This window comes from Actinopolymorpha rutila, from assembly GCF_013407855.1.
Lineage (GTDB): Bacteria > Actinomycetota > Actinomycetes > Propionibacteriales > Actinopolymorphaceae > Actinopolymorpha > Actinopolymorpha rutila.
Map to the genome: position 1 here is coordinate 2,966,955 of NZ_JACBZH010000001.1, position 22,862 is coordinate 2,989,816.

Here is a 22,862-nt window from a genome sequence, read left to right on the forward strand (position 1 = left end):
CGTCCGGCCTGTCCCGCGGACAGACCATAGGAGATGGGCCGGATCCGGCCCCTGAGCCCGGTCCTCAGGACCTACGGGAGACTGCCGTTCGTCCCGTTTTGCCCGGCAAAGCCCGTAGGGTGTCGAGTCTGGTGCGCTGGGTACCTGCCCCTAGTCGGTATGCGCTTGTAAGGTCCAGGTAGGCGGTACCAAAGCAACCCCTGTGGAGTAGGTCGGGGAGGGGCGAGATGGGAACACGAGACGGCGGCGCGGGCGGTCAGCAGCACCGCACCACGCGCAAGGGCTCCGAGGAAGAGGAGCTCACCGACGTCCAGGCCGACGAGGCCACCAAGGAACGCAAGGACCAGATCGACGAGGACGTCGACTCGATCCTGGACGAGATCGACGAGGTGCTGGAGGAGAACGCCGAGGACTTCGTGCGTAGCTTCGTCCAGAAGGGCGGCCAGTAGCACCTGGCCGGCCGGTTCCTCGACGGCAGGTTCGCGACCGCGCGGCCGGTCCGCGGCACACCGGGCGTCCGCCTGGTGCTCGCCACGCTCGACCGGCCGTCGCGGTCACACAGGTTGCCGGTTGAGGCCGCACGGACCTCAGGTCTCATGCCCCGTATGTCGCCGCGCCCCGGTAGGTTTCCGGATGAGCCCGGTGACGATCCGCCGGGGACACCACGACACACCCAGCAGGACTGGAAGGAGAGGTGTGGGCACCGATCGAGCAGGCGCCGGGCGTCTTCCCGACGCTCTCTTCGCCACCGGGACCTCGTCGTTCGCCGAGTTCCTGGGCGCGCACGCGCCGGAGATGCTGCCCGGTGGTCGGACACCACCCGGCGCGGCGGTGGGCGACGAGGTGCCACACGGCACCACCATCGTGGCCGCGACCTACGAGGGCGGCGTGGTGATGGCCGGTGACCGGCGGGCGACGATGGGCAACGTCATCGCGGTCCGCGACGTGGAGAAGGTGTTCCCCGCGGACGAATACTCCGTGGTGGGTTACGCCGGCAGCGCGGGCGTCGGCGCTGAGCTGGTCAGGCTGTTCCAGGTGGAGCTGGAGCACTACGAGAAGCTCGAGGGCACAACGTTGTCCATCGAGGGCAAGGCCAACCGGCTGGGCCTGCTGTTGCGGTCCAACCTCGGGCTGGCCATGCAGGGTCTCGCGGTGGTTCCGCTCTTCGCCGGCTACGACCTGGAGACCGGCCACGGCCGGATCTACTCCTACGACATCACCGGTGGCCGCTACGAGGAGCGTGAGTTCCACTCGATCGGTTCGGGTTCGGTGTTCGCCCGTGGCGCGCTGAAGAAGCTCTACCACTCCGAGGCCGGCCGTGACGACGCCGTCGGCGGATGCCTGCAGGCGTTGTACGACGCCGCCGACGACGACTCCGCGACCGGCGGACCGGACGTCTCCCGCCGCATCTACCCCATGGTCGCGACAGTCAGCGACGCGGGCTTCCACCGGTTGCCCGACGACGAGGTGGCCGCGTTCGTGGAGCGCCTGCTGGCCGGGCGGATGCGCCGCCCCGACGGTCCGTCCGCACCGGTGTTCCCCCACGACGAGAGCGGTGACGCCCGATGACGATGCCGTTCTACGTCTCGCCCGAACAACAGATGAAGGACCGGGCGGACTTCGCCCGGAAGAACATCTCCCGCGGTCGCGGTGTGGCCGTGCTGCAGTACGACAACGGCATCGTGCTGGTCGCGGAGAACCGCTCACCAGCGCTGCACAAGATCAGCGAGATCTACGACCGGATCGCGTTCGCCGCGGTCGGCCGCTACAACGAGTTCGAGAACCTCCGCGTGGCCGGTGTCCGCAGCGCGGACATGCGCGGATATTCGTACGACCGACGTGACGTCACCGCCCGCGGCCTGGCCAATTTCTACGCCCAGGTGCTGGGCACGATCTTCTCCAGCGTCGCCGAGAAGCCCTACGAGGTCGAGTTGTTCGTCGCGGAGGTCGGTGAGTCCGCGGAGCAGGACCAGATCTACCGCCTGACCTACGACGGGTCGGTCGCCGACGAACGCGGCTTCGCGGCCATGGGTGGTTCCGCCGAGCAGATCAACGCCTTCCTGGAGCGCCGCTACCAGCCGGGCCGGTCATTGTCGGTGGCCCTCGCCCTCGCGGTGGAGGCACTCGGCCAGGACGGCAACGGCAACCGCCGGCTCGACGCCAACCAGCTCGAGGTGGCCGTGCTCGACCGCACCCGCGTCCAGAAGCGGAAGTTCCGCCGGCTGGTGGGTCCGGCCCTGGAGCGGCTGCTCACCGCAGGGGAGTCCGCTGCACCTGGTTCGGCCCCGGCGCAGTCGTCGGACACCACACCCGGCGGTGCGTCCGGTGAGACCCCGGACAGCCCGCCTGGCGGGACATCCGGCGACACGCCGCCCGGCGAGCAGCCCGGGGGACCTGCGTAGCCGCATCGTGACCAGATCAACTTCGCTCGCTCCGCCCCTGCGACGCCACGACGACATAGTGTGGTGACCATGGACCGTCGCATCTTCGGCCTCGAGAACGAGTACGGCGTCACCTGTACCTTCCGCGGTCAGCGGCGGCTTTCGCCCGACGAGGTGGCCCGTTACCTCTTCCGGCGGGTCGTGTCCTGGGGGCGGAGCAGCAACGTCTTCCTGCGCAACGGCGCCCGGCTCTACCTCGACGTCGGCAGCCACCCCGAGTACGCCACTCCCGAGTGCGACTCGATCATCGACCTGGTGACGCACGACAAGGCGGGGGAACGGATCCTCGAGGGCCTGCTCGTCGACGCCGAGCGGCGGTTGCGCGAGGAGGGCATCGCCGGGGACGTCTATCTGTTCAAGAACAACACCGACTCCGCCGGCAACTCCTACGGCTGCCACGAAAACTACCTCGTCAGCCGGCACGGCGAGTTCTCCCGGCTGGCCGACGTGCTCATCCCGTTCCTCGTCTCCCGGCAGATCATCTGCGGCGCCGGCAAGGTGCTGCAGACACCACGCGGCGCGGTCTACGCGGTCAGCCAGCGGGCCGAGCACATCTGGGAGGGCGTCTCCTCGGCCACCACCCGGTCCCGCCCGATCATCAACACCCGCGACGAGCCGCACGCCGACGCCGAGCGTTACCGTCGGCTGCACGTCATCGTCGGCGACTCCAACATGTCGGAGACGACCACCCTGCTGAAGGTGGGTGCCACCGACCTGGTGCTCCGGATGATCGAGTCCGGGCTGGTCCTGCGCGACCTGACGCTGGAAAACCCCATCCGCGCGATCCGCGAGATTTCCCACGACATCACGGGCCGGCGCAAGGTGCGGCTCGCCAACGGCCGCGAGGCCAGCGCGCTGGAAATCCAGGAGGAGTACTTCACCAAGGCCCGCGACTTCGTCGAGCGCCGCGAGCTCGCCACGCCGCTGGTGACCAAGGTGCTCGACCTGTGGGAACGCACGCTGAAGGCGGTCGACTCCGGCGACCTGACTCTGGTGGACCGCGAGATCGACTGGGTGGCGAAGTACCGCCTGGTCAACCGCTACCGCACCAAGCACGGCCTGTCGCTGAACAGCCCACGGGTCGCCCAGCTCGACCTGGCCTACCACGACATCCACCGCGACCGCGGGCTCTACTACCTGCTCGAGCGCCGCGGCCAGATGGTGAGGTTGACCAACGACCTCGAGGTGTTCGAGGCGAAGTCGGTCCCGCCGCAGACCACCCGGGCCCGGCTACGCGGTGAGTTCATCAAGCGTGCCCAGGAGCGCCGCCGTGACTTCACCGTCGACTGGGTGCACCTCAAGCTCAACGACCAGGCCCAGCGCACGGTCCTGTGCAAGGACCCGTTCCGCAGCGTCGACGAGCGGGTGGAAAAGCTCATCCAGAGCATGTGAAATCATCCGCGACCCCCGGATTTGTCACGTTCCGTACGCCCGCGGGTCGCTCAGGGACGTCTAAGGTTCCCGGTCTAGTGTGGTCGACTGTTTGTGCCGTCTCCCGATTCCGAGGTGTTCCCAGTGCGTCGTGGCCTGATAGCCGCCCTACTGACGTCGTTGCTCGTCGTCACCGCCGCGTGCGGCTCGTCCGACTCGACCGACTCGTCCGGTTCGTCCGACAAGGCCACCAAGTCGGCCGAGGCGACCGCACCCGCCAAGCAGAAGACCAGCACGATCGACGCGGTCAAGGTCGCCGGTGACCTGGGCAAGAAGCCCACCGTCACCTTCGACAAGCCGTTCAGCGTCGCCTCCACCCAGTCCAAGGTGATCAAGGAGGGCTCCGGCGCCAAGCTCGCCGAGGGCCAGGAGGTCGTCGTCGACTACGTGGGCATCAACGGCCGGGACAGCAAGGAGTTCGACTCGTCCTGGAAGAACGGCGGCCCCACCTCGTTCGGGCTCGCCAAGGGCAAGCTGATCAACGGCTTCGTGACCGGCCTGGTCGGCAAGCCGGTCGGCAGCCGGGTGCTCATCACCATCCCGCCGAAGGACGGTTACGGCGCCAACGGCCAGCCGCAGGCCGGCATCAAGGGCACCGACAGTCTGGTGTTCGTGATCGACGTGAAGAAGGCCTACAAGCCGCTGAGCAAGGCCGAGGGCACGAAGGTCACCCCGCCGAAGGGCCTGCCCACGGTGAAGACCGACGCCAAGGACATCCCGACCGCGATCACCATCCCCAAGGGTGCGACCGCCCCGAAGAAGCTCGTCTCGCAGCCGCTGATCAAGGGCAAGGGCCCGAAGGTCACCGCCAAGCAGACGATCAACATGCACTACATGGCCGTCAACTGGCGGACCGGCAAGCCGTTCGACTCCTCCTGGCAGCGCGGCAGCTACGAGAACCTCCCGCTCACCCGGACTCCGGTGAAGGGGCTCACCGCGGGCCTGGTCGGCCAGACCGTCGGCAGCCGCGTGCTGCTGGTCCTGCCGCCGGACCAGGGCTTCGGCCAGGCCCTTCCGCAGACCGACGTGAAGAAGACCGACACGGTTGTGTTCGTGGTGGACATCCTCGGCGCCAACTGACGCCGGCCAGCCACGGCGGGCCACCGCCGAACCCACAACGGCACGAACAAACGAAGAACCGAACAACCGGCGCCGCCCGGCCTCTCCTCAGCCGAGGAGAAGCCGGGCGGCGTGGCGTCCGGCGGCCGCGCAGCCGACGAAGTAGGCGCCATCCTGCTCCGGCCCGCGACCCATCGACGACAACGCGACCGGGCTGCGGGCCAGCGCGGTTTCCAGGCCGTGGACGGGAGTCCTCACCAGTCGGTGCCGATCGCGCAGCGGCTCCACGAGTGCGCGCACCTGGTCACCGAAGTCGCCGGGCAGGTCGGGCACCGCGAGGTCGGCGGCGGCCAGCGCGACCCGGCCGTACGCAGTAAGGCTGTGGTGGGAGACCACCTGGTGTCGTACGCGCTGATCGGCCTGGGACAACCGCAGCGCGCCCACCGCCCGGCCGCCCAGGGCGGCCACCGCGTTGACCACCTCGCCCACCGCCACCCCGGTGAACCCCCAGCGGGTGCCGGTGCCGAGATTCCCGGGCCCCTGGGTCACGACGGCGACGTCCGCGCCGAGCACCAACCGGGCCGCGAGCAGGCCGGTGTGGACCGTGGCCGCCTCGAGGTCGCCGCCGAACGACTGGCCGACGGTGACCGTGCCGGCGGGTAGCCAGCCCGCCCGTGCCAGCCCGGCCACGGTGCGGGACAACGCGAGTGGAAGGGCCGCGCCGTCGGTCATGACGTACGCCACCGACGCCTCCGGCGCGGCGTCGTACAGCCCGGCGAGTACGGCCGGCAGCGCGGAGTGCAGATCGGCCACCACCACCGGCATGCCGGCGAGGTCGTCGGCGTCGGCCAGCAGGTCGTGCGCGGGGGAGTCGGGTTCGTCGATGCCGAGCACCGTGGTCTGCAGCGGTGTGTAGCGGGCCTTGACCAGATGCCCGGGCCCGTCCGGGTCGGCCGGGAGCCGGTCGGGTACGGCCACGACCAGGGCGAACCCACCGGTGCCCAGGCCCAGGTGGTAGGCGGTGGTGTTGAGGAGGACACGGTCGCCGGGCTCGGGCCGGCCCACCAGATCGACGTACGCCAGCGCGGGCAGCACCCCCTCGCCGGTGTCCACGTCGAGTTCCACCACTCCGGCCCACGACCGGCGGACCTGGCCGGCGACACCTTCCCGCCATCGGATCACAGGGGGCGACGCTACCGGCTCGGTCCTGGTCCGGAGTGGTTCGGAGCGCTTCGGAGTGCTTCGGCGTGCCTGTGCACTTTCGCGCCGTGTCGCACTTCGGGTGCGATAGCCTCACGTCGGTGGTCGCTAGTCTGTTCGAAGTGGCTCGAGTGCACCAGCCGCGCGGAAAGGGGTGACGCGCGTGGCAGCGCCCCGCAAGTCCGAGCGGTTGATGAATCTCGTCATCTGCCTGCTGGTCTCGCACCACTTCGTGCCCAAGGCCCGCGTACGCCAGCTGGTGGAGGACTACCGCGAGCAGACCCCTGAGGCGTTCGAGAAGATGTTCGAGCGCGACAAGGACGAGTTGCGCGACCTCGGCATTCCGATCGAGGTCGGCTCGGTGGCCAGCGGATTCGACGACGAGGTGGGCTACCGCATCCGCCGGAGCGAGTTCGAGCTGCCGCCGTTGACGTTCACCGCCCAGGAGGCCGCCGTGCTCGGCCTGGCCGCCCGGGTGTGGGAGCACGCCAGCCTGGCCGAGGCCACCTCCCGGGCTGTGCTCAAGCTCGGTGCCGACGGATTCGTGGCGGGCGCCGCCGCTGCGCCGGGCAGTTCCGCGTCGCCTTCGGCAGCTTCATCGACCGCGCAGGCTTCCTCAGCGGTGCCTGGGCAGGTCCCCGACGCGGGCGCCGACGTGCGTGCGGACACCGGCGCCGACACGGGCCCGGTGACCACGCTGGAGCCGCGGCTTCCGGCCAGCGAGCCGGCGTTCGAGCCGTTGTGGCGGTCGGTGCAGTCGCGCACGGTCGTCTCCTTCGACTACCGCCGGCCCGGTGCCGGCGGCGCGCAGCACCGCACGCTCGAGCCGTGGGGGATCCTCAACTGGCGCAGCCGGTGGTACGTCCTGGGGCACGACCGCGACCGGGCGGCGACCCGGATGTTCCGGTTGTCCCGGATCGCCGGGCCGGTTCGGCCGGTGGGCCGTCCGGGCGCGTTCACCGTTCCGGAGGGGGTCGACATCCGCGCCGAGGCGGCCCGGATGTCCCCGCAGGAGGAGTTGCGCCGCACCGCCCGGATTCGGGTGCGCGCCGGCGCGGGGCACGGCCTGCGCAGGCGGGCGTCGTCGGTCAGTCCCGACGGCAGCGGCTGGGACGTCCTCGAGGTCGGCTTCTCCGACCCGGTGACCCTCGCCGAGGAGATCGCCGGGTACGCCGCGGGCGCGGTCGCCCTCGACCCGCCCGACCTGCGCGAGGCGGTGATCCGGCACCTCAAGGGGCTGCTGGTGGAGGTGGCCCACGATGGTTGAGGCCACCCGCACGGCCGGCCCCGGTGGCGCGAAGGAGCAGGTGCGCCGCCTGCTCGCGTTGTTGCCGTACCTCCTGGCCCATCCCGGCGCCCGGGTCGCCGACGTGGCCCGGACCTTCCACATCAGCGAGAAGCAGCTGGTGTCCGACCTCGGTGTGCTGTGGTTCTGTGGTCTGCCCGGCATGATGCCCGGCGACTACATCGAGGTCGACATGGACGCCGTGGAGGGCGAGGGCGTCATCCACGTGTCCAACGCCGAGTTCCTGGCCCGGCCGCTCCGGTTGACCGCGGACGAGGCACTCGGGCTGCTGGTGGCGCTGCGCGTCCTGCGGGAGTCCGGCGGCCAGGCGGAGCGGGCGCTGCTCGATCCGGTGATCGACCGCCTGGAGCGGGCCGCGGGGCAGGTCGACGCGGGCCTGGACAAGGTGGCCGTCCGGGTCGACGCCGCCGAGGACCCGAAGGTCCGGCAGATCCTCCAGGACGCCCTGGCCCGGGGCCGGCGAGTCCACCTCCGCTACTGGGTGCCCTACCGCGACGAGACCACCGAACGCGACGTCGACCCGATGCGCCTGCTGCAGGCGGAGGGGTGGACCTACCTCGAGGGCTGGTGTCACCGGGCCGAGGACGTCCGGCTGTTCCGCCTGGACCGGGTGAGCGACGTGCGGGTGCTCGACCAGCCCGCCGCACCGCCGCCGCAGGCCCGGCCACGTGACCTGTCGGAGGGACTGTTCCGCTCCTCGCCGGACTACCCCGTGGCCACGCTGGAGCTGGAGCCGTCGGCGGCCTGGGTGGCGGAATACTACCCGTGCGAGCAGGTCACCGAGCTGCGGGACGGCTCGCTGCGGGTCCGGCTGCGGGTGGCCGACCCGCGGTGGCTGCGGCGGCTGGCTCTCCGCCTGGGCGGCGGGGCCCGGGTGGTGGAGCCGCCCGAGCTCGCCGAGGCCGTCCGCCAGGACGCGGTGGACGCGCTCGCGGCGTACGAAACAACCGGGGTGACCGGTGCCGCCGACGCCGCCGAGCCCCGCCAGGGCATGCGTTAGTCTGCTCCGCGTGATGTGGGTCCTGATCTTCGGGGGAATCGCCGTGTTCGCGGTGGTTCTCTATTCCCTGCTCGGTGTCTGGTTGTGGCGCCGGGCCAAGGGAGTGCTCACGGAGCTGGCCGCGGCCGAACGCAAGCTGCAGATCGCCGCCGAGCGGTCGGGCGACGAAGACGCCGAAGCCGCACCGGCGAGGCCCCGGCCGACACCGGGTAGGGGTCGACGTGAACCCGTACGCGGGGCCGGCAGACACCGGGAACGCCTCACAGAACGTCGTGGTCCGACCTCATCGCGTCGGCGCGCCACGGCCGGGGCCGGTCACGGAGGCTGAACCGACCTGACCCCTCGTTCGGGGGATCAGGGCGTACCATCGAGCGAGAATCACCGACTGAGAGGCTAATCATGGGATCTCTTGGACCGACCGAGCTGATCATCATCGGGGTCGTCCTGGTGTTGCTCTTCGGTGCGACCCGTCTCCCGCAGACCGCCAAGGGCCTCGGCCAGGCGCTGAAGATCTTCAAGTCGGAGGTCCGCGACGAGGAGAAGCCGCAGGAAGTCGCAGCGCCTCCGCAGCACCAGCAGCCGGTCTACCACCAGCCCAACACCACCAACGGTGTGCAGCAGCCCTACCAGCAGCCGGTTCAGCAGCCTGGGCAGCAGCCGGTCCAGCAGCCCGTCGAGGACCCCCAGCACACCAACAGCACCAACAGGTGAGCCAGTCCGCGCCGGCCCGCGGTGAGCGGGACGGCGCCTAGTTGGGAGTGTCGTGAGCCTGTCCCTCGGCCGGTTGCGAGTCCGGCGTCCTTCCAAGCCGTCGCCGGACCCCGAAGGCCGGATGGCGCTCGTCGAGCATCTCCGCGAGCTTCGGTCGCGGCTGTTCAAGGCCGTGGGCGCGATCCTGCTCGGGATGATCCTCGGCTGGATCTTCTATCCGCAGCTGTTCGACCTGCTGCGCGAGCCGCTCGACATGGCCATCAAGAACCTCCAGGCGCAGCGCAACGTCGACGTCAAGCTGGTGTTCGGCGACGTCGCCGGCCCGCTGATGCTGCAGCTGAAGGTGGCCTTGATCGCTGGGCTGGTGATTTCTTCACCGGTCTGGCTGTACCAACTGTGGGCGTTCATCCTGCCCGGGCTGCACCGCAACGAGCGCAAGTGGACGATGGTGTTCATGGGCTCGGCCGCGCCGCTGTTCATCGGTGGTGTGGTGGTCGGCTACTACGCGATGCCCAAGGGCCTGAACGTCCTGATCGACTTCACCCCGAGCGGGGTGTCCAACTATCCGAGCGTCGACGTCTTCTTGTCGTTCGTCCTGCGGCTGTTGCTGGTCTTCGGCGTCGCGTTCGAGATCCCGGTCTTCGTCGTCATGCTCAACCTCGTCGGTGTGCTGTCCTCGGCGACCCTGGCCAGGGCGCGGGCCTGGATCATCTTCGGCATCTTCGTCTTCGCCGCGGTCGCCACACCCTCCACCGACCCGGTGACGATGCTCATCCTGGCCATCCCGATGACGATCCTCTTCCTGGCATCGGAGCAGATCGCCCGCCTGACCGACCGGCGACGGAAGGCCAAGCTGATCGCCCAGGGCATCGACATCGAGGGGATCGAACGCGCCGGCCGCGACGACTGACGACCGGCCGGCCGAGGCGCCGGCCGCCGTCAGGTCACGCCGACCTGTGAGTTCGAGACCGCCGCTGCCGCGGGTCGGCGGGGGCGCTACGCTCGCCGCGTGCTCCGAGAGATCGCGGTTCTGGTCAACCCCACCTCCGGCCGCGGCCGCGGTGCCCGGCTCGCCGAGCCGGTCACCGAACGGCTGACCGAGGCGGGTATACGTGCCCGCTGGGAAGCCGGACGGGACGCCGACGAGGCGGCCGATCTCGCTCGCCGGGCGGTCGCCCGGGGCGTCGACGGCCTGGTGGTGATCGGCGGCGACGGCATGGCGCACCTTGCCCTGCAGGCGGTCGCCGAGTCCGGCACTCCGCTCGGCGTGATCCCGGCAGGCACCGGTAACGACCTCGCCCGGTCCGTCGGCGCACCCGTCGGCGACCCGCTGGCGGCCGCGGACATCGTGGTGGCGGGATTCACCCGGGCACAGGATCTCGGCCGGGTCGGCGACGAGTTGTTCTCCACGGTGCTCTGCGCCGGTTTCGACTCCCGCGTCGCCGAGCGGGTGGCCGGGATGACCTGGCCGCGCGGCCGGCTGCGGTACGACCTCGCGGTGGTCGCGGAGCTGGGCAGTTTCCGCCCCCAGCGGTTCGTCCTCGAACTCGACCAGGAGGAGGAGCAGGCGGACGCGCTGCTGGTCGCCGTCGGCGTGACCCCCTCCTACGGCGGCGGGCTGCGGATCTGTGCCGGCGCCGACCCCGCCGACGGGCTGCTGGACGTCGCGGTGATCGGACCGGTCTCCCGGCACGAACTCGTACGACTCTTCCCGAAGCTCACCAAGGGCACCCATGTCGGGCATCCGGCCGTGACGATGTACCGCGCCAAGACGGTGAGCGTCGCCTCGGCGGGGATCACCGCGTACGCCGACGGTGAGCGGGTGGGCCCGCTGCCGCTGACTGTGGAGTGCGTGCCGGGCGCGCTGCAGGTGTTCGCCCCGCCGCCGCGCTGAGGCCGTACCTGCCGCCGCGCTGTGGGCCCGACCCGGCCCGGCGTGAATGCGGGCGGGACACCGTAGCCTTGAGGCCATGAGCTCCCCGGCGGAGCGGTACGCCCGGTTCCAGGCTGCCAACGGCACCTCGTTCCAGGCGTTTCGACAGCTCTACGACTTCGAATTCGACCCGTTCCAGATCACTGCCTGCGCCGCGTTGGAGGACGGCAAGGGCGTGCTCGTGGCCGCACCGACCGGCTCGGGCAAGACGGTGGTGGGCGAGTACGCCGTCCACCGTGCGCTGGAGACCGGCGGCAAGTGTTTCTACACCACGCCGATCAAGGCACTGTCCAACCAGAAGTACGCCGAACTCGTCCAGCGCTACGGCCTGGAGCGGGTGGGCCTGCTGACCGGCGACAACACGATCAACGGCGAGGCACCGGTGGTGGTGATGACCACCGAGGTCCTTCGCAACATGCTCTACGCCGGCTCCTCGACGCTGCGTGGCCTGTCCTACGTCGTGATGGACGAGGTGCACTACCTCGCCGACCCGTTCCGGGGCGCGACGTGGGAGGAGGTCATCATCCACCTTCCCGACTCGGTGCAGCTGGTGTCGCTGTCGGCCACTGTGTCCAACGCGGAGGAGTTCGGCGAGTGGCTGGCGACGGTGCGCGGGCACACCGAGATCGTGGTGGAGGAGCGCCGGCCGGTCCCGCTGTTCCAGCACGTGATGGTCGGCCGGCGGATGTACGACCTGTTCGCCGACACCGGGCAGCCAGGCGACAGCGCGAAGGTCAACCCGGAGCTGGCCCGGATCGTGCGCGACCACTGGCGGTTCGCCCGCCGCGACGACCGCGGCCCTCGTCGCGGCCGCCAACCGCGCGGCGGAAGCCGGATCGCGTTCACCCCGAGCCGCGCGCAGGTGGCGGAGAAGCTGGAGGCCGAGGGGCTGTTGCCGGCGATCGTGTTCATCTTCAGCCGGCAGGCCTGTGATGCGGCCGTGCTGCAGTGTCTGTACGCCGGCATCCGGCTCACCCGGCCCGACCAGGCGGCGCAGATCCGCGCCTACGCCGAGGCCCGGACCGCCGACATGCCGCCGGAGGACCTCGCGGTGCTCGGCTACCACGAGTGGCTGGAGGGCCTCGAACGCGGGATCGCCTCGCACCACGCCGGGATGCTGCCCACGTTCAAGGAGATCGTGGAGGTGCTGTTCGCGCGGGGGCTGGTGCGGGTGGTGTTCGCCACCGAGACGCTTGCGCTCGGCATCAACATGCCGGCGCGGTCGGTGGTGCTGGAGAAGCTGGTCAAGTGGAACGGCCACACCCACGCCGACATCACGCCGGGGGAGTACACCCAGCTCACCGGGCGGGCCGGCCGGCGCGGCATCGACGTCGAGGGGCACGGCGTCGTTCTGTGGCAGCCCGGACTCGAGCCCGCCTCCGTCGCGGGTCTCGCCTCCACCCGCACCTATCCGCTGCGGTCGAGCTTCCGCCCGTCGTACAACATGGCCGTCAACCTCGTCCGCCAGTTCGGACGGGAGCGGGCCCGGGAGCTGCTGGAGTCGTCGTTCGCGCAGTTCCAGGCCGACCGGGCGGTGGTCGGGCTGGTCCGCCAGGTCCGTCGCAACGAGGAGGCGATGGACGGCTACCACGAGGGGATGGAGTGCCACCTCGGCGACTTCATGGAGTACGCCACGATTCGCCGGCGGATCAAGGAGCACGAGAACTCCCAGTCCAGGCGTCGGCGTGCCGACCGGCGCGCGGAGGTGGTGGACTCCCTCGGCCGGCTCCGGTCCGGTGACATCATCGCCGTCCCCGCCGGGCGGCAGGCGGGCATCGCGGTGGTCCTCGACCCCGGTCACGCGGCCGGCGGCGACGGTCCGCGGCCGACGGTGCTGACCGAGGACCGCCGGGTGCGCAAGCTGTCGCTGGTGGACTTCCCCCAGCCGGTGGAGTCGCTCACCCGGATGCGGCTGCCGCGGTCGTTCAACCCGCGCAACGCCCAGCACCGCCGCGACCTGGCCTCGACCCTGCGGCAGAAGTCGCCCGACCACGCCGACCTCCCCAGGCGGCGCCGCGGCGGCCTGCCCGCCGAGGACGACCAGCAGCTGCAGGACCTGCGCGCGGCGATGCGGTCCCACCCCTGCCACGGCTGCTCCGACCGCGAGGACCACGCCCGCTGGGCAGAGCGCTACTTCAAGCTGGCCCGGGAGACCGAGGGGCTGCAGCGACGGGTGGAGTCGCGCTCCAACACCATCGCCCGGCAGTTCGACCGGGTGTGTGAGGTGCTGGACGAGTTGGAGTACCTCCACGGCGACCGCACCACCGAAGCCGGTGACCGGCTGTCGCGCATCTACAGCGAGCTCGACCTGGTGGCGGCCGAGTCCCTGCGCCAGGGCGTGTGGGACGACCTCACCCCACCGGAGCTGGCGGCCTGCCTGTCGGCGCTGGCGTACGAGTCCCGCACACCCGACGACGTCGGGCCCCCCAAACTGCCCGGCGGCGCGGCCCGCGAGGCGCTCGGCGCGGTGGTGCGGATCTGGGGAGACCTGGACAGCCTGGAGGACTCCTTCCGCCTGGACTTCCTGCGCGAGCCCGATCTCGGTTTCGCGTGGGCGGCCTACCGCTGGGCGGCCGGTGCGCCGCTGGCCGACGTGCTCGACGAGACCGGGTTCGCGGCGGGCGACTTCGTGCGCTGGGTCAAGCAGATCGTCGACCTGGCCGACCAGGTGGCCGACGCGGCCGGCGGCGGCGTGCTGCGCAGGACCGCAAGGGCGACGGTGGAGGCGCTGCGCCGCGGGGTGGTGGCGTACGCCTCGGTGGCCTCCGACGCCGACTGACCGACGGCCGACTGCGCACCTGACCGCGCACCTGACTGGCCACCGGACCATCTGACTGCGCAGCCTCCCGGGCGGGTGATCCTGACCGCGTGCGGTCAGGATCACCCGCGACGGTGGCCCGGGCACCGCCGATCCGGTTGGCTTGCTGCGCAAGCAGGAGTTGACGCCACCGGAGGAATCGTGCCCGACTTCAACGGCCTCGGCATGCACCTGGGCAACCTGAGCCGGCTCTCGTCCGCACAGACCAGGTCGATCAGCGCGGAGAACCCCGACGGGTCACGCGCAGGCGGTGCGCGCGCCACCCAGGGGGAGGGCGCCGCCCGCGAACTCGGCCAGGGCTGGAAGGTCCGTCCCTGCATCGAGATTCCCGGCGAGTCGGTGGTGACGCTGGCCGACGTCGACGGCCCCGGCGCGATCCAGCACCTGTGGATCACGGTCACGCCGACGGCATGGCGCCGGCTCGTCCTCCGGTGCTACTGGGACGGCGAGGAGAACCCCTCGGTCGAGGTGCCGCTCGGCGACTTCTTCTGCCACGGTTGGGGAGAGTTCGCACAGATCAACTCGGTCCCGGTGGCGGTCAACCCCACCGGCGGCTTCAACTCCTACTGGGAGATGCCGTTTCGCGGGCACGCCCGGATCACCGTGGAGAACCTCGACCCCGAACCCGTGCGCGGGTTCTTCTACCAGATCACCTACGCGCTCACCGAGGTCGAGCAGGACCGCGCGTACTTCCACGCCCAGTGGCGGCGCAGCGACCCGCTCCCGCACGGCGAGGTGCACACGCTGCTGTCCGGCGTGCGCGGTCAGGGCCACTACGTGGGGACCTACATCGCCTGGGAGTCCCACCACGACGGCTGGTGGGGCGAGGGCGAGCTGAAGTTCTACCTGGACGGGGACGAGGAGTTTCCCACCATCTGCGGCACGGGCACCGAGGACTACTTCGGCGGGGCGTGGGCGTTCGAGCACCCCAAGGGCGCATACGGAGCGTTCAGTACGCCCTACCTCGGCATGCCGCAGGTGCTCGTGCCCGACGGGTTCATGCGGACCCAGCAGAGGTTCGGGTTGTACCGCTGGCATGTCCAGGACCCGATTCGCTTCACCGGCGACCTGCGGGTGACCGTTCAGGCGCTCGGCTTCAAGTCGTCACTCCGCGGTCAGGCACGCTTCCGGCCGCTGGAGGACGACATCGCGTCCACGGCGTTCTGGTACCAGACAGAGCCGCACGCCGCCTTCTCGGCGCTGCCGGAGCGGGACCTGCTGGAGCCCTGAGCCGCTGGACCCGGCCCCGGTCTCGGCGCGAGGCAGCGAGCAGCCGGGGTCGCCGCGGTCAGCCGCCCCGCTGGGCGAGTGCGGTCACCACCCGCTCGGCCGACCCGCCGAGTCCCCATTTCCGTACGAGCTCGGCCCAGCCGTCCGGATCGACCGGTGCGCCGGGGAGGGTGGCGTCGGCCTCGGGCAGCTCGGCGTCGGGCAGCACGGCCACCACGGCGCGCGCGGCGGTGAGATAGTCGCCCGACTGGCGCAGCTTCAGCCGCAGGCCGGGCGCCAGGCCGCTGGTCTCGTCCTCGACCGCGGCGAGTACACCGTCGAGGTCGGTGTACTTGGAGATCAGTCCGGCCGCGGTCTTGTCGCCGACGCCGGGCACGCCGGGCAGCCCGTCGGAAGGATCTCCCCGCAGTACGGCGTAGTCGGCGTAGGCCCGGCCCGGAATGGAGTATTTCTTTGCCACCCAGGCCTCGTCGACGATGTCCAGCCTCCCCACGCCGCGTGCGGTGTAGAGCACGCGGACGGCGCGGGAGTCGTCGACCAGCTGGAACAGGTCGCGGTCACCGGTCACCACGTCGACCGGCCGGGGCGAGCGCGCGGTGAGAGTCCCGATCACGTCGTCGGCCTCGCAGCCGGGTGCGCCGACCACCGCGATGCCCAGCGCAGCCAGAGCGGCACGGATCACCGGCACCTGGGTCTCCAGCGCGTCCGGGGCCTCCTCGACGTCGGGACCGCCCGGCACCTCCTCGGCCACCCGGTGGCCCTTGTAGCTCGGCAGCAGGTCCACTCGCCACTGCGGACGCCAGTCGTCGTCCCAGCAGGCGACCAGATGGGTCGGCTGATGGTCGGTCACCAGGCGGGCGATGAAGTCCAGCAGCCCGCGGACGGCGTTGACCGGCGTGCCGTCGGGGGCGCGCATGGAGTCGGGCACGCCGAAGAAGGCGCGGAAGTACAGGGACGCGGTGTCGAGAAGCAGCGTCTTCTCGCTGGCGGCGCTCGGCATGGCGACAACCTAGACGACTTCACCGACACCCCGCCGGAAGCGTGACCGCGGAACGCTGACCGGCGCCCGCCCGGGCCGCTCCGGTCAGCGACCGAGCTCCTTCTCCAGCGGCGTACGGAACCTCGGCACCACCCGGGTCGAGCCCAGCCAGGCGTGCACCCGCGCGGCGTGCTCCTCGACCGCCCGGGCGGTGTCGGAGCCGACGTCCTCCAGCAGGCGGTAGGTCACCTCCCCGTCGGGACGCTGGGCCCAGCCGCCCACGACCCGGCCGTCGGCCCACACCGTGGGACCGACGTTGCCGGACCGGTCGAAGAGCGCGGATCGGTGTGCGCCGAGGTACCAGGAGCGTTCGGACCAGCCCATGGCGGTGGGGTCCAGGCCGGGAAGGAAGGACACCCACGGGTCCGGGTCCTGCGTCGGCTCGAGGTCGTCGGCCAGGACCAGTCCGGTCTGCCCGTCCAGGTCGACCTCCGCCGGCCCCACCCGCGTCAGGGCCGCCTTGACGTCGCGGGCCGTCCAGCCGGTCCACCAGCGCAGGTCGGCGACCGTGCCCGGGCCGAACGCCGCCAGCCATCGCCGCACCAGCTCCGCCCGCGCGGCCTCGACCGCCAGCTCGGGCATGCCGCCCGGCAGCCACGACTCGGCCGGTGCCCAACGCCACTGGGTGCTCGTCCACGAACCACGCGGTCGGCCCCGGACGATCCGGCCGTCGGCGGCGAGCAGGAGCAGCACCCAGGTGGTGATGTTCTGGTCGCCGCCGTACGACTTGCCCTCGGCCATCCTCACCCGCGACCGCAGCCGCGGCTCGTCGGCGGCGAGCTCGGCGCCGGTGGCCTCGCCCCGCACGGCCAGTGCCCGCGCCGTGGACTCCTCGACGTCCTTCAGCCAGGCGCCGTCACCGAGGCCGGCGGCCTCGATCAGCTGGGTGTACCTGCGCCGCTGCTGCGCGGCGACCGCGCGGGTGCAGGACGCCTGCAGCACCGGCGCCGTCGCGGTCGGGACCACGAACATCGTCCGCCGCATGGCGAGCATCCGCAGCAGCGTGCGGTCGGCGTACAGCGCCTGCTCGACGTCCTCGACCGAGGCCGGACCGGCTGGGCCCGCGGAGCCGGTCCGTGCCACGACAGACAGGAAGACGGTGGCCGGGTCGGTGGCGTGCAGCGCCACCACCGCCTCGGCGGCCTCGACCGGCCCGGCGCTGGACCCGGTGCCGTCCAGACGGTGGCGGCGGCCCAGCCGGGCCCGGCGTTCCTCGACGCTGATGCTTCGCACGCGAACCTTCTACCACCGGCCGCCGACAGCGCGAGCAGGCCGGCCGCGCGGGCAGCGCCGTCAGATCCGCTCGCCGCTCAGGGCGCGACCTCGGCGGGTGTTCCTCCGGTGAGCCGGACGAGCTCGGCGTAGCTGGTGGGGAACATGCTCAGGTGGTCGCCGGCGCCGGCCCACACCGGGTCGTACTTCTCCAGCCAGAGGTCGACGACCGTACGCAGTGGAGCGGGGTGGCCGACCGGCGCGACGCCGCCGACCTGCTGGCCGGTGGCGGCGAGGACCTGCTCGGGGTCGGCGCGGCGGATCTTCGGCAGGTCCAGTGTGCGGGCGAGGTACCTGGTGTCGACCCGGTGAGCACCGCTGGTGAGAACGAGGAGGGGTTCGTCCCCGGCCACGAAGACCAGGCTGTTGGCGATCGCTCCGACGTCGCAGCCGAGCTGGTCGGCGGCCGCGGCGGCGGTGGGCACCTCCTGGTCGAAGACGTGCACCGTGCCGGTGGCGCCGAGGCGGCGGAGCGTCGCCGCGACGTGCTCGGACTGTGGGCTCATGGTCTGAAAAGCTAGCCGGTCCGGACGTGCGGCCGCACCCCGGAAACGCCGGTGCGCGGGATGTGGTGGGGAGGCGGAGCGGGTTGTCGGAGGTGCGTCCTAGGCTGGCCCGCGTGACGACCTCCGTGCCTCCCGCCGACCTCCGTCTCCGCCTCGATCGTGCCCGCGCGGCCGCGGCCGCCGCCGGCGTCGGCGCCCTGCTGGTCTCGCCGGGTCCCGACCTGCGCTATCTCACCGGCTACGACGCCAAGCCGCTGGAGCGGCTCACGTGCCTGCTGCTGCCCGCCCAGGCCGCGCAGGCCGAGCCGGTCCTGGTGGTCCCGGGCCTGGAGCGGGCCGCGGCCAGGGCGTCCGGTGTCGAGGAGCTGGGGCTGGAGATCGTTCCCTGGCAGGAGACAGAGGACCCCTACGGCCTGGTGGCCAAGCTGCTGCCCGGCGGCGTCGGCTCGGTGGCGCTGGACAACCACATGTGGGCGGAGAAGGTGCTCGCCTTCCGGGCGTCGCTGCCCGGGGTGGAGCAGAAGCTCGCGGGGGAGATCCTGCGCGAGCTGCGGATGCGCAAGACGCCGGCCGAGGTGGCCGAGCTGCGGGCCGCGGGCGCGGCGATCGACCGGGTGCACGCCCGGGTCGGTGACTGGTTGCGCCCGGGCCGCACGGAGGCCGAGGTGGGCCGCGACATCCACGACGCGATCCTCGCCGAGGGGCACGTGCAGGTCGACTTCGTGATCGTCGGCTCGGGCCCCAACGGCGCCTCGCCGCACCACGAGGTCTCCGACCGGGTGATCCAGGCCGGTGAGCCGGTGGTCGTCGACATCGGGGGCACCACCGCGGCCGGCTACTGCTCCGACGAGACCCGCACCTACGCGGTCGGGGGCCCGCCTCCGGAGGAGTTCCGGCGCTACTACGACGTCCTCCAGCGTGCGCAGGAAGCCGCCTGCGCGCACGTGCGGCCGGGCGTCACCGCGGAGTCGGTGGACGCGGTCGCGCGCACGATCATCACCGAGGCGGGCTTCGGCGGGGAATTCATCCACCGCACCGGCCACGGCATCGGCATGGAAAGCCACGAGGAGCCCTACATCGTGGCCGGCAACACCCTTCCGCTGGAGCCGGGCATGGCGTTCTCCGTCGAGCCCGGGATCTACTTCGAGGGCCGGCACGGTGCCCGGATCGAGGACATCGTGGTGGTCACCGACACCGGCGTGGAGGCGGTCAACCTGCGCCCCCGCGACCTGGTGGTCCTCGATGGCTGAGGCGGTGACCGAGCCTGCCGCCGAGAAAGCGTTCCCAGGGGTGAGATCGCGGACTGACCACGCCATGGTTCACGCGGTACGGTGACCGGCGTGGAGGACCTCGACCGTCAGATCGTCCGGCTGCTCGCGTCCAACGGCCGGATGTCGTACACCGAACTCGGCAAGCTCACCGGCCTGTCCACCTCGGCGGTGCACCAGCGCGTACGCCGGCTGGAGCAGCGCGGCATCATCCAGGGATACGCCGCGGTCGTCGACTACGAGGCGCTCGATCTGCCGCTGACGGCGTTCATCTCGATCAAGCCGATCGACCCCAGCCAGCCCGACGACTCACCCGACCTGCTCCAGGACGTGCCCGAGATCGAGGACTGTCACTCCGTCGCGGGCGACGAGAACTACCTGCTGAAGGTCCGGGTCACGAGTCCCCGTGCGCTGGAGGAGTTGCTGGCCCGGATCCGGTCCAAGGCCAACGTCTCCACCCGGTCGCTGGTCGTGTTGTCCACGCCGTACGAACACCGCCCGCCGGCAGTCTGAGCCGCGCCCGCCTGTACGGTTCGCCCACGCCGCTCTGCTCCCGGCTATGCTAGCCGCACAACGTTAGGCAGCTAACGAAGGAGTTCGCCGGTGCGCATCAGCCTGTCCATCGCCAACTTCACCTGGCCCGACGGCCCGGACCGGATCGGCCGGCGCGTCGGCCGGCTCGCCCGGATCGCGGACCAGGCCGGCTTCCACACCCTCTGGGTGATGGACCACCTGTTCCAGATCGGCATGAACGGCCCCGCCGAACTGGACATGCTCGAGGGCTACACCACGCTCGCGTACGCCGCGGGCCAGACCGAACGCATCCGGCTCGGCACCCTGGTCACCGCCGCGCCGTATCGGCATCCGGGTGTTCTGGTGAAGACCGTGACCACGCTCGACGTCCTGTCCGGTGGGCGGGCCTGGCTGGGTATCGGCGCGGCCTGGAACGGCCGCGAGGCCGAGGGCCTGGGCATCCCGTTCCCGCCGACGAAGGAACGCTTCGACCGACTGGAGGAGGTGCTCCGGATCGCGTTGCGGATGTGGCGGGGCGACCGGACGCCGTACGACGGCGAGCACTACCACCTCGCCGACCCGCTGAACTCGCCCAACGCCCTGACCCGGCCGCACCCGCCGATCCTCGTCGGTGGAATGGGGGAACGGCGGACGCTGCGGTACGTCGCGAAGTACGCCGACGCCTGCAACCTCTTCGACATCCCGGACGGCGAGGCGATCCGCAAGCACAAGCTCGCGGTCCTGCGCGAACACTGCGAGGGCGAGGGGCGCGACTATGACGAGATCGAGAAGACGATCGCCATGTCGGTGGCGATCTCCCGCGACGGGCGCGACGACACCGACTCGCCGGCGCGGGTGCTCGAGCGGCTGGCCGAACTCGCGGCGTCCGGCATGGACCACGCGATCGTCGCGCCGCCCGGACCGTGGGACGAGGAGTCGCTTCACCTGCTGGGCGAACTCGTGCCGGACATCGAGGCGATCGTGCCCGCAGGCCGCTGACCGGCAGAACCCGACCTTCGTGCTGTGCCTTACCGCGGCCGTGACCGGGCACAACGGCTGGTGAGGGAGGGGCGACCGTTGGGGGAGGGCGCGCCACGTGGTCCGCGGACGAACAGCCGACCTGGTGGGCCTCACCGTGCTCGCGCTGCTCCTGCAGGGCCCGCGGCACCCCTACGAACTGCACCGCCTCATCGTCGACACGCACAAGGACTACATCACCGGTCTGCCGCACAGCCTCCACCACGCCGTCGACCGGCTGATGGACGACGAGCTGGTCGTCCCGGCGGAGACCAGCCGGGAGGGCCGGCGACCGGAGCGGATCATCTACCAGATCACCGCCGAGGGCCGCGCGGAGCTCGCCGCCCGACTGCGCGGCCTGCTGGAGCGGACCGACGGGGACCGGCCGACGTTCACCGCGGCCGTGTCCCTGCTGGGCTGCCTGCCGGTCGAGGAGGCCGTACGTAGCCTCGGCACCCGGGTGGCCGGCCTGGAGGGCGGCATCGCGACCCTCGACGGGGTGATGGGGACCCTGCGCGCCGGTGGGCTGCCGCGGTTGCTGCTGCTGGACCTGGAGTACGCCCGCGCCGCCACTGCCGCGGAGCTGCAGTGGGTACGCGGCCTGCTCGCCGACATCAGGGTCGGCGACCTGACCTGGACGTCACCGCTGACCGATGCCGACCTGGTAGCCCGTCGCGACTCCGGGCGGACGGGCGACGGCGAGGTCGAGTCCGGCCGGGGCATCTGACCGGCGAATCGCTAGGCTGACCGGCCTATGACACAACGTTTCGGCACGGGCGGGCAGTCGGCGAGCCGGGCCGGCCGTACGAGTGGGACAGCCAAGCCGCGCCGCCCCGGCGACCGTGGCCGCCCGCGCCAGGAGAACGAGCCCGAGCGGCACGAGCGGCGTCGTTCCGGACCAAAGCGCTCCGAACCAAGGCGTCCTGAACGGGACCGTTCCGAACGCCCGGAGCGGCCGCAGACAGCGGGCCCGCAGGGTACGAGCCGGATGTTCGTGCTCGCCGCCCCGGGACTCGCCCCGCTGGTCCAAAGTGAGCTGTCCGACCTGCCCGGTGTGGAGGTCACCGACGTCGGCAACGACGGCCGTGCGGATGTCGTTCTGTGCACCGTCGACGCCGGACGCGAGGCCGCCCTGCTGCGGTTGCGCACGGCCGACGACGTGTTCGTCGAACTCGGCCGGACCTTCCGGTCCGAAGGGGACAAGCCGCCCTGGATCGTGCGCCGGGTCCTGCGTCCGGGCCGGCTGGAGGCCGCCACCGGCCTGTGGCGGTCGACGAATCCCGGCCCCGGAAGCCGTGGCCGGGGTGGCCGGGCCGGGCGGCAGCGGCTGACCTACCGCGTCGTGGCCCGGGTCTTGCAGGAGCGCACCTGGAAGCGCACCGAACTGCGCCGGGCGCTGGACGCCGGGGTGAGTGACGCCGAGCCGAGCTGGCGGGCCGACGATCCCGCCCAGATCGAGGTGTGGGCGCTGGAGTACACCAAGGGCCGGTTCGTAGCCGGTCTGCGGCTGACCACCGTACGGATGCGCCAGCACGGCGGCCGGGAATCCGAACGCCCCGGCGCGCTGCGCCCGCCGGTCGCCGCGGCGATGGTGGCGCTGGCCGGCTCGCCCCCTGATCACCGTCCGGGCAGGGCCGGTAGGCCGGACAGTCCCGGCAGGTCCGGGAAGTCCCGCTCTGCCGGCCTGTCCGGCACTTTGCTGGACCCGTGCTGCGGCTCGGGCACCATCCTCGCCGAGGCCAAGGCGGTGGGCTGGGAGGTCGAGGGCCGCGACATCGACGCCAGCGCGGTCTCGGCCAGCCGGCGCAACGCCGACACCCCGCACGTGCAGGACGGCGACGCCCGAGACCTCGACCTGCCGGACGCGTCCGTGGACGCCGTCGTGTCCAACCTGCCGTTCGGGCGTCAGTACGCCGTGCAGGGCGACCCCGCCGTGTGGATCGCCGACGTGATGGCCGAACTGGCCCGGGTGACCAGGCCCGGCGGACGGGTCGTTCTGCTGGTGCCGGAGCTGCCCAGGTCGGCGGTCCCGTCGGCTCTCCGGTTGCGGGACCGCCACCAGGTCCGGCTGCTCGGCACGACCAGCACCATCTGGGCGTACGACCGGCGATGATCGAG

At 71.5% G+C, this 22,862-nt stretch carries 22 protein-coding genes; 18 read left to right on the forward strand and 4 right to left on the reverse strand.

The features are described 5' to 3' along the window. Positions 1-227 precede the first annotated feature (227 nt). The 5 genes from F4554_RS13210 to F4554_RS13230 all read left to right on the forward strand — a co-directional run bounded on the left by F4554_RS13210 (position 228) and on the right by F4554_RS13230 (position 4,952). Positions 228-449 (forward strand): ubiquitin-like protein Pup, encoded by a 222-nt coding sequence (locus F4554_RS13210; protein WP_179787657.1) that lies wholly within the window; start codon positions 228-230, stop codon positions 447-449. Positions 450-696: 247 nt separating this feature from the next. Beyond that, positions 697-1,569 (forward strand): proteasome subunit beta, encoded by an 873-nt coding sequence (gene prcB / locus F4554_RS13215; RefSeq protein WP_337796014.1) that lies wholly within the window; start codon positions 697-699, stop codon positions 1,567-1,569. Continuing rightward, positions 1,566-2,402: a proteasome subunit alpha gene (prcA, locus tag F4554_RS13220; RefSeq protein WP_179787659.1), complete on the forward strand. Its 837-nt coding sequence runs from the start codon at positions 1,566-1,568 to the stop codon at positions 2,400-2,402. Before prcB ends, prcA begins: the two co-directional genes overlap by 4 nt. 69 nt (positions 2,403-2,471) lie before the next feature. Further along, positions 2,472-3,833 carry a Pup--protein ligase gene (gene pafA / locus F4554_RS13225; RefSeq protein WP_092658074.1) on the forward strand — a complete coding sequence of 454 codons (1,362 nt, stop codon included), beginning with the start codon at positions 2,472-2,474 and terminating at the stop codon, positions 3,831-3,833. A gap of 123 nt (positions 3,834-3,956) precedes the next feature. After that, positions 3,957-4,952: an FKBP-type peptidyl-prolyl cis-trans isomerase gene (locus F4554_RS13230; RefSeq protein WP_179787660.1), complete on the forward strand. Its 996-nt coding sequence runs from the start codon at positions 3,957-3,959 to the stop codon at positions 4,950-4,952. A gap of 87 nt (positions 4,953-5,039) precedes the next feature. Here the strand turns inward: F4554_RS13230 and F4554_RS13235 are convergent, their stop codons facing one another. Beyond that, positions 5,040-6,113 carry a DUF3866 family protein gene (locus F4554_RS13235; RefSeq protein WP_179787661.1) on the reverse strand — a complete coding sequence of 358 codons (1,074 nt, stop codon included), beginning with the start codon at positions 6,111-6,113 and terminating at the stop codon, positions 5,040-5,042. Between the two features lie 181 nt (positions 6,114-6,294). Here F4554_RS13235 and F4554_RS13240 point away from each other — a divergent pair, with 181 nt between their 5' ends. The 8 genes from F4554_RS13240 to F4554_RS13275 all read left to right on the forward strand — a co-directional run bounded on the left by F4554_RS13240 (position 6,295) and on the right by F4554_RS13275 (position 15,129). Next, positions 6,295-7,398: a helix-turn-helix transcriptional regulator gene (locus F4554_RS13240; RefSeq protein ID WP_337796015.1), complete on the forward strand. Its 1,104-nt coding sequence runs from the start codon at positions 6,295-6,297 to the stop codon at positions 7,396-7,398. Next, positions 7,391-8,437, forward strand: coding sequence for a helix-turn-helix transcriptional regulator (locus F4554_RS13245; RefSeq protein ID WP_179787662.1), 1,047 nt, complete (start codon positions 7,391-7,393; stop codon positions 8,435-8,437). Before F4554_RS13240 ends, F4554_RS13245 begins: the two co-directional genes overlap by 8 nt. A gap of 10 nt (positions 8,438-8,447) precedes the next feature. Next, the gene (locus F4554_RS13250) at positions 8,448-8,765 is read left to right on the forward strand and encodes a hypothetical protein (RefSeq protein ID WP_179787663.1); all 318 of its coding nucleotides are present in this window, start codon (positions 8,448-8,450) and stop codon (positions 8,763-8,765) included. A 71-nt stretch (positions 8,766-8,836) separates the two neighbouring features. Next, a complete protein-coding gene (tatA, locus tag F4554_RS13255) occupies positions 8,837-9,148 on the forward strand; it encodes a Sec-independent protein translocase subunit TatA (protein ID WP_179787664.1) in 312 nt (103 codons plus the stop codon). A gap of 52 nt (positions 9,149-9,200) precedes the next feature. Further along, on the forward strand, positions 9,201-10,058 hold the full coding sequence (gene tatC / locus F4554_RS13260; RefSeq protein ID WP_337796016.1) for a twin-arginine translocase subunit TatC: 858 nt from the start codon (positions 9,201-9,203) through the stop codon (positions 10,056-10,058). A gap of 99 nt (positions 10,059-10,157) precedes the next feature. Further along, positions 10,158-11,042 carry a diacylglycerol kinase gene (locus F4554_RS13265; protein ID WP_179787665.1) on the forward strand — a complete coding sequence of 295 codons (885 nt, stop codon included), beginning with the start codon at positions 10,158-10,160 and terminating at the stop codon, positions 11,040-11,042. A 76-nt stretch (positions 11,043-11,118) separates the two neighbouring features. Then, positions 11,119-13,860, forward strand: a complete 2,742-nt coding sequence (locus F4554_RS13270; RefSeq protein WP_179787666.1) for a DEAD/DEAH box helicase — start codon at positions 11,119-11,121, stop codon at positions 13,858-13,860. A gap of 180 nt (positions 13,861-14,040) precedes the next feature. Continuing rightward, positions 14,041-15,129, forward strand: a complete 1,089-nt coding sequence (locus F4554_RS13275; protein WP_179787667.1) for a DUF2961 domain-containing protein — start codon at positions 14,041-14,043, stop codon at positions 15,127-15,129. Positions 15,130-15,187: 58 nt separating this feature from the next. On the opposite strand, the gene F4554_RS13280 is transcribed toward F4554_RS13275, so the two are convergent. From F4554_RS13280 to F4554_RS13290, 3 genes are all read right to left on the reverse strand, one after another. Continuing rightward, positions 15,188-16,129 carry a 5'-3' exonuclease gene (locus F4554_RS13280; RefSeq protein ID WP_179787668.1) on the reverse strand — a complete coding sequence of 314 codons (942 nt, stop codon included), beginning with the start codon at positions 16,127-16,129 and terminating at the stop codon, positions 15,188-15,190. An 84-nt stretch (positions 16,130-16,213) separates the two neighbouring features. Then, positions 16,214-17,401 carry a DNA glycosylase AlkZ-like family protein gene (locus F4554_RS13285; RefSeq protein ID WP_179787669.1) on the reverse strand — a complete coding sequence of 396 codons (1,188 nt, stop codon included), beginning with the start codon at positions 17,399-17,401 and terminating at the stop codon, positions 16,214-16,216. Between the two features lie 77 nt (positions 17,402-17,478). Beyond that, positions 17,479-17,946, reverse strand: a complete 468-nt coding sequence (locus F4554_RS13290) for a YbaK/EbsC family protein (protein WP_179787670.1) — start codon at positions 17,944-17,946, stop codon at positions 17,479-17,481. Between the two features lie 113 nt (positions 17,947-18,059). Here F4554_RS13290 and F4554_RS13295 point away from each other — a divergent pair, with 113 nt between their 5' ends. The 5 genes from F4554_RS13295 to F4554_RS13315 all read left to right on the forward strand — a co-directional run bounded on the left by F4554_RS13295 (position 18,060) and on the right by F4554_RS13315 (position 22,857). Beyond that, positions 18,060-19,196, forward strand: coding sequence for a M24 family metallopeptidase (locus F4554_RS13295; RefSeq protein ID WP_179787671.1), 1,137 nt, complete (start codon positions 18,060-18,062; stop codon positions 19,194-19,196). Between the two features lie 90 nt (positions 19,197-19,286). Beyond that, positions 19,287-19,727: an AsnC family transcriptional regulator gene (locus tag F4554_RS33580; protein ID WP_179787672.1), complete on the forward strand. Its 441-nt coding sequence runs from the start codon at positions 19,287-19,289 to the stop codon at positions 19,725-19,727. Between the two features lie 90 nt (positions 19,728-19,817). Further along, positions 19,818-20,726, forward strand: a complete 909-nt coding sequence (locus tag F4554_RS13305) for a TIGR03560 family F420-dependent LLM class oxidoreductase (protein WP_179787673.1) — start codon at positions 19,818-19,820, stop codon at positions 20,724-20,726. A 97-nt stretch (positions 20,727-20,823) separates the two neighbouring features. Further along, entirely contained in the window at positions 20,824-21,471 is a 648-nt protein-coding gene (locus tag F4554_RS13310) for a helix-turn-helix transcriptional regulator (RefSeq protein WP_179787674.1), read from the forward strand. A 261-nt stretch (positions 21,472-21,732) separates the two neighbouring features. After that, positions 21,733-22,857, forward strand: coding sequence for a methyltransferase domain-containing protein (locus tag F4554_RS13315; RefSeq protein ID WP_179787675.1), 1,125 nt, complete (start codon positions 21,733-21,735; stop codon positions 22,855-22,857). The last annotated feature ends 5 nt before the right edge of the window (positions 22,858-22,862 follow it).

What these genes read in the sequence shown, in the direction of transcription:
- F4554_RS13210 (WP_179787657.1), top strand. Translation starts at nt 228, where the DNA reads ATGGGAACACGAGACGGCGGCGCGGGCGGTCAGCAGCACCGCACCACG.
- prcA (WP_179787659.1), top strand. Translation starts at nt 1,566, where the DNA reads ATGACGATGCCGTTCTACGTCTCGCCCGAACAACAGATGAAGGACCGG.
- pafA (WP_092658074.1), top strand. Translation starts at nt 2,472, where the DNA reads ATGGACCGTCGCATCTTCGGCCTCGAGAACGAGTACGGCGTCACCTGT.
- F4554_RS13245 (WP_179787662.1), top strand. Translation starts at nt 7,391, where the DNA reads ATGGTTGAGGCCACCCGCACGGCCGGCCCCGGTGGCGCGAAGGAGCAG.
- tatA (WP_179787664.1), top strand. Translation starts at nt 8,837, where the DNA reads ATGGGATCTCTTGGACCGACCGAGCTGATCATCATCGGGGTCGTCCTG.
- F4554_RS13270 (WP_179787666.1), top strand. Translation starts at nt 11,119, where the DNA reads ATGAGCTCCCCGGCGGAGCGGTACGCCCGGTTCCAGGCTGCCAACGGC.
- F4554_RS13280 (WP_179787668.1), bottom strand. Translation starts at nt 16,129, where the DNA reads ATGCCGAGCGCCGCCAGCGAGAAGACGCTGCTTCTCGACACCGCGTCC.
- F4554_RS13290 (WP_179787670.1), bottom strand. Translation starts at nt 17,946, where the DNA reads ATGAGCCCACAGTCCGAGCACGTCGCGGCGACGCTCCGCCGCCTCGGC.
- F4554_RS13315 (WP_179787675.1), top strand. Translation starts at nt 21,733, where the DNA reads ATGTTCGTGCTCGCCGCCCCGGGACTCGCCCCGCTGGTCCAAAGTGAG.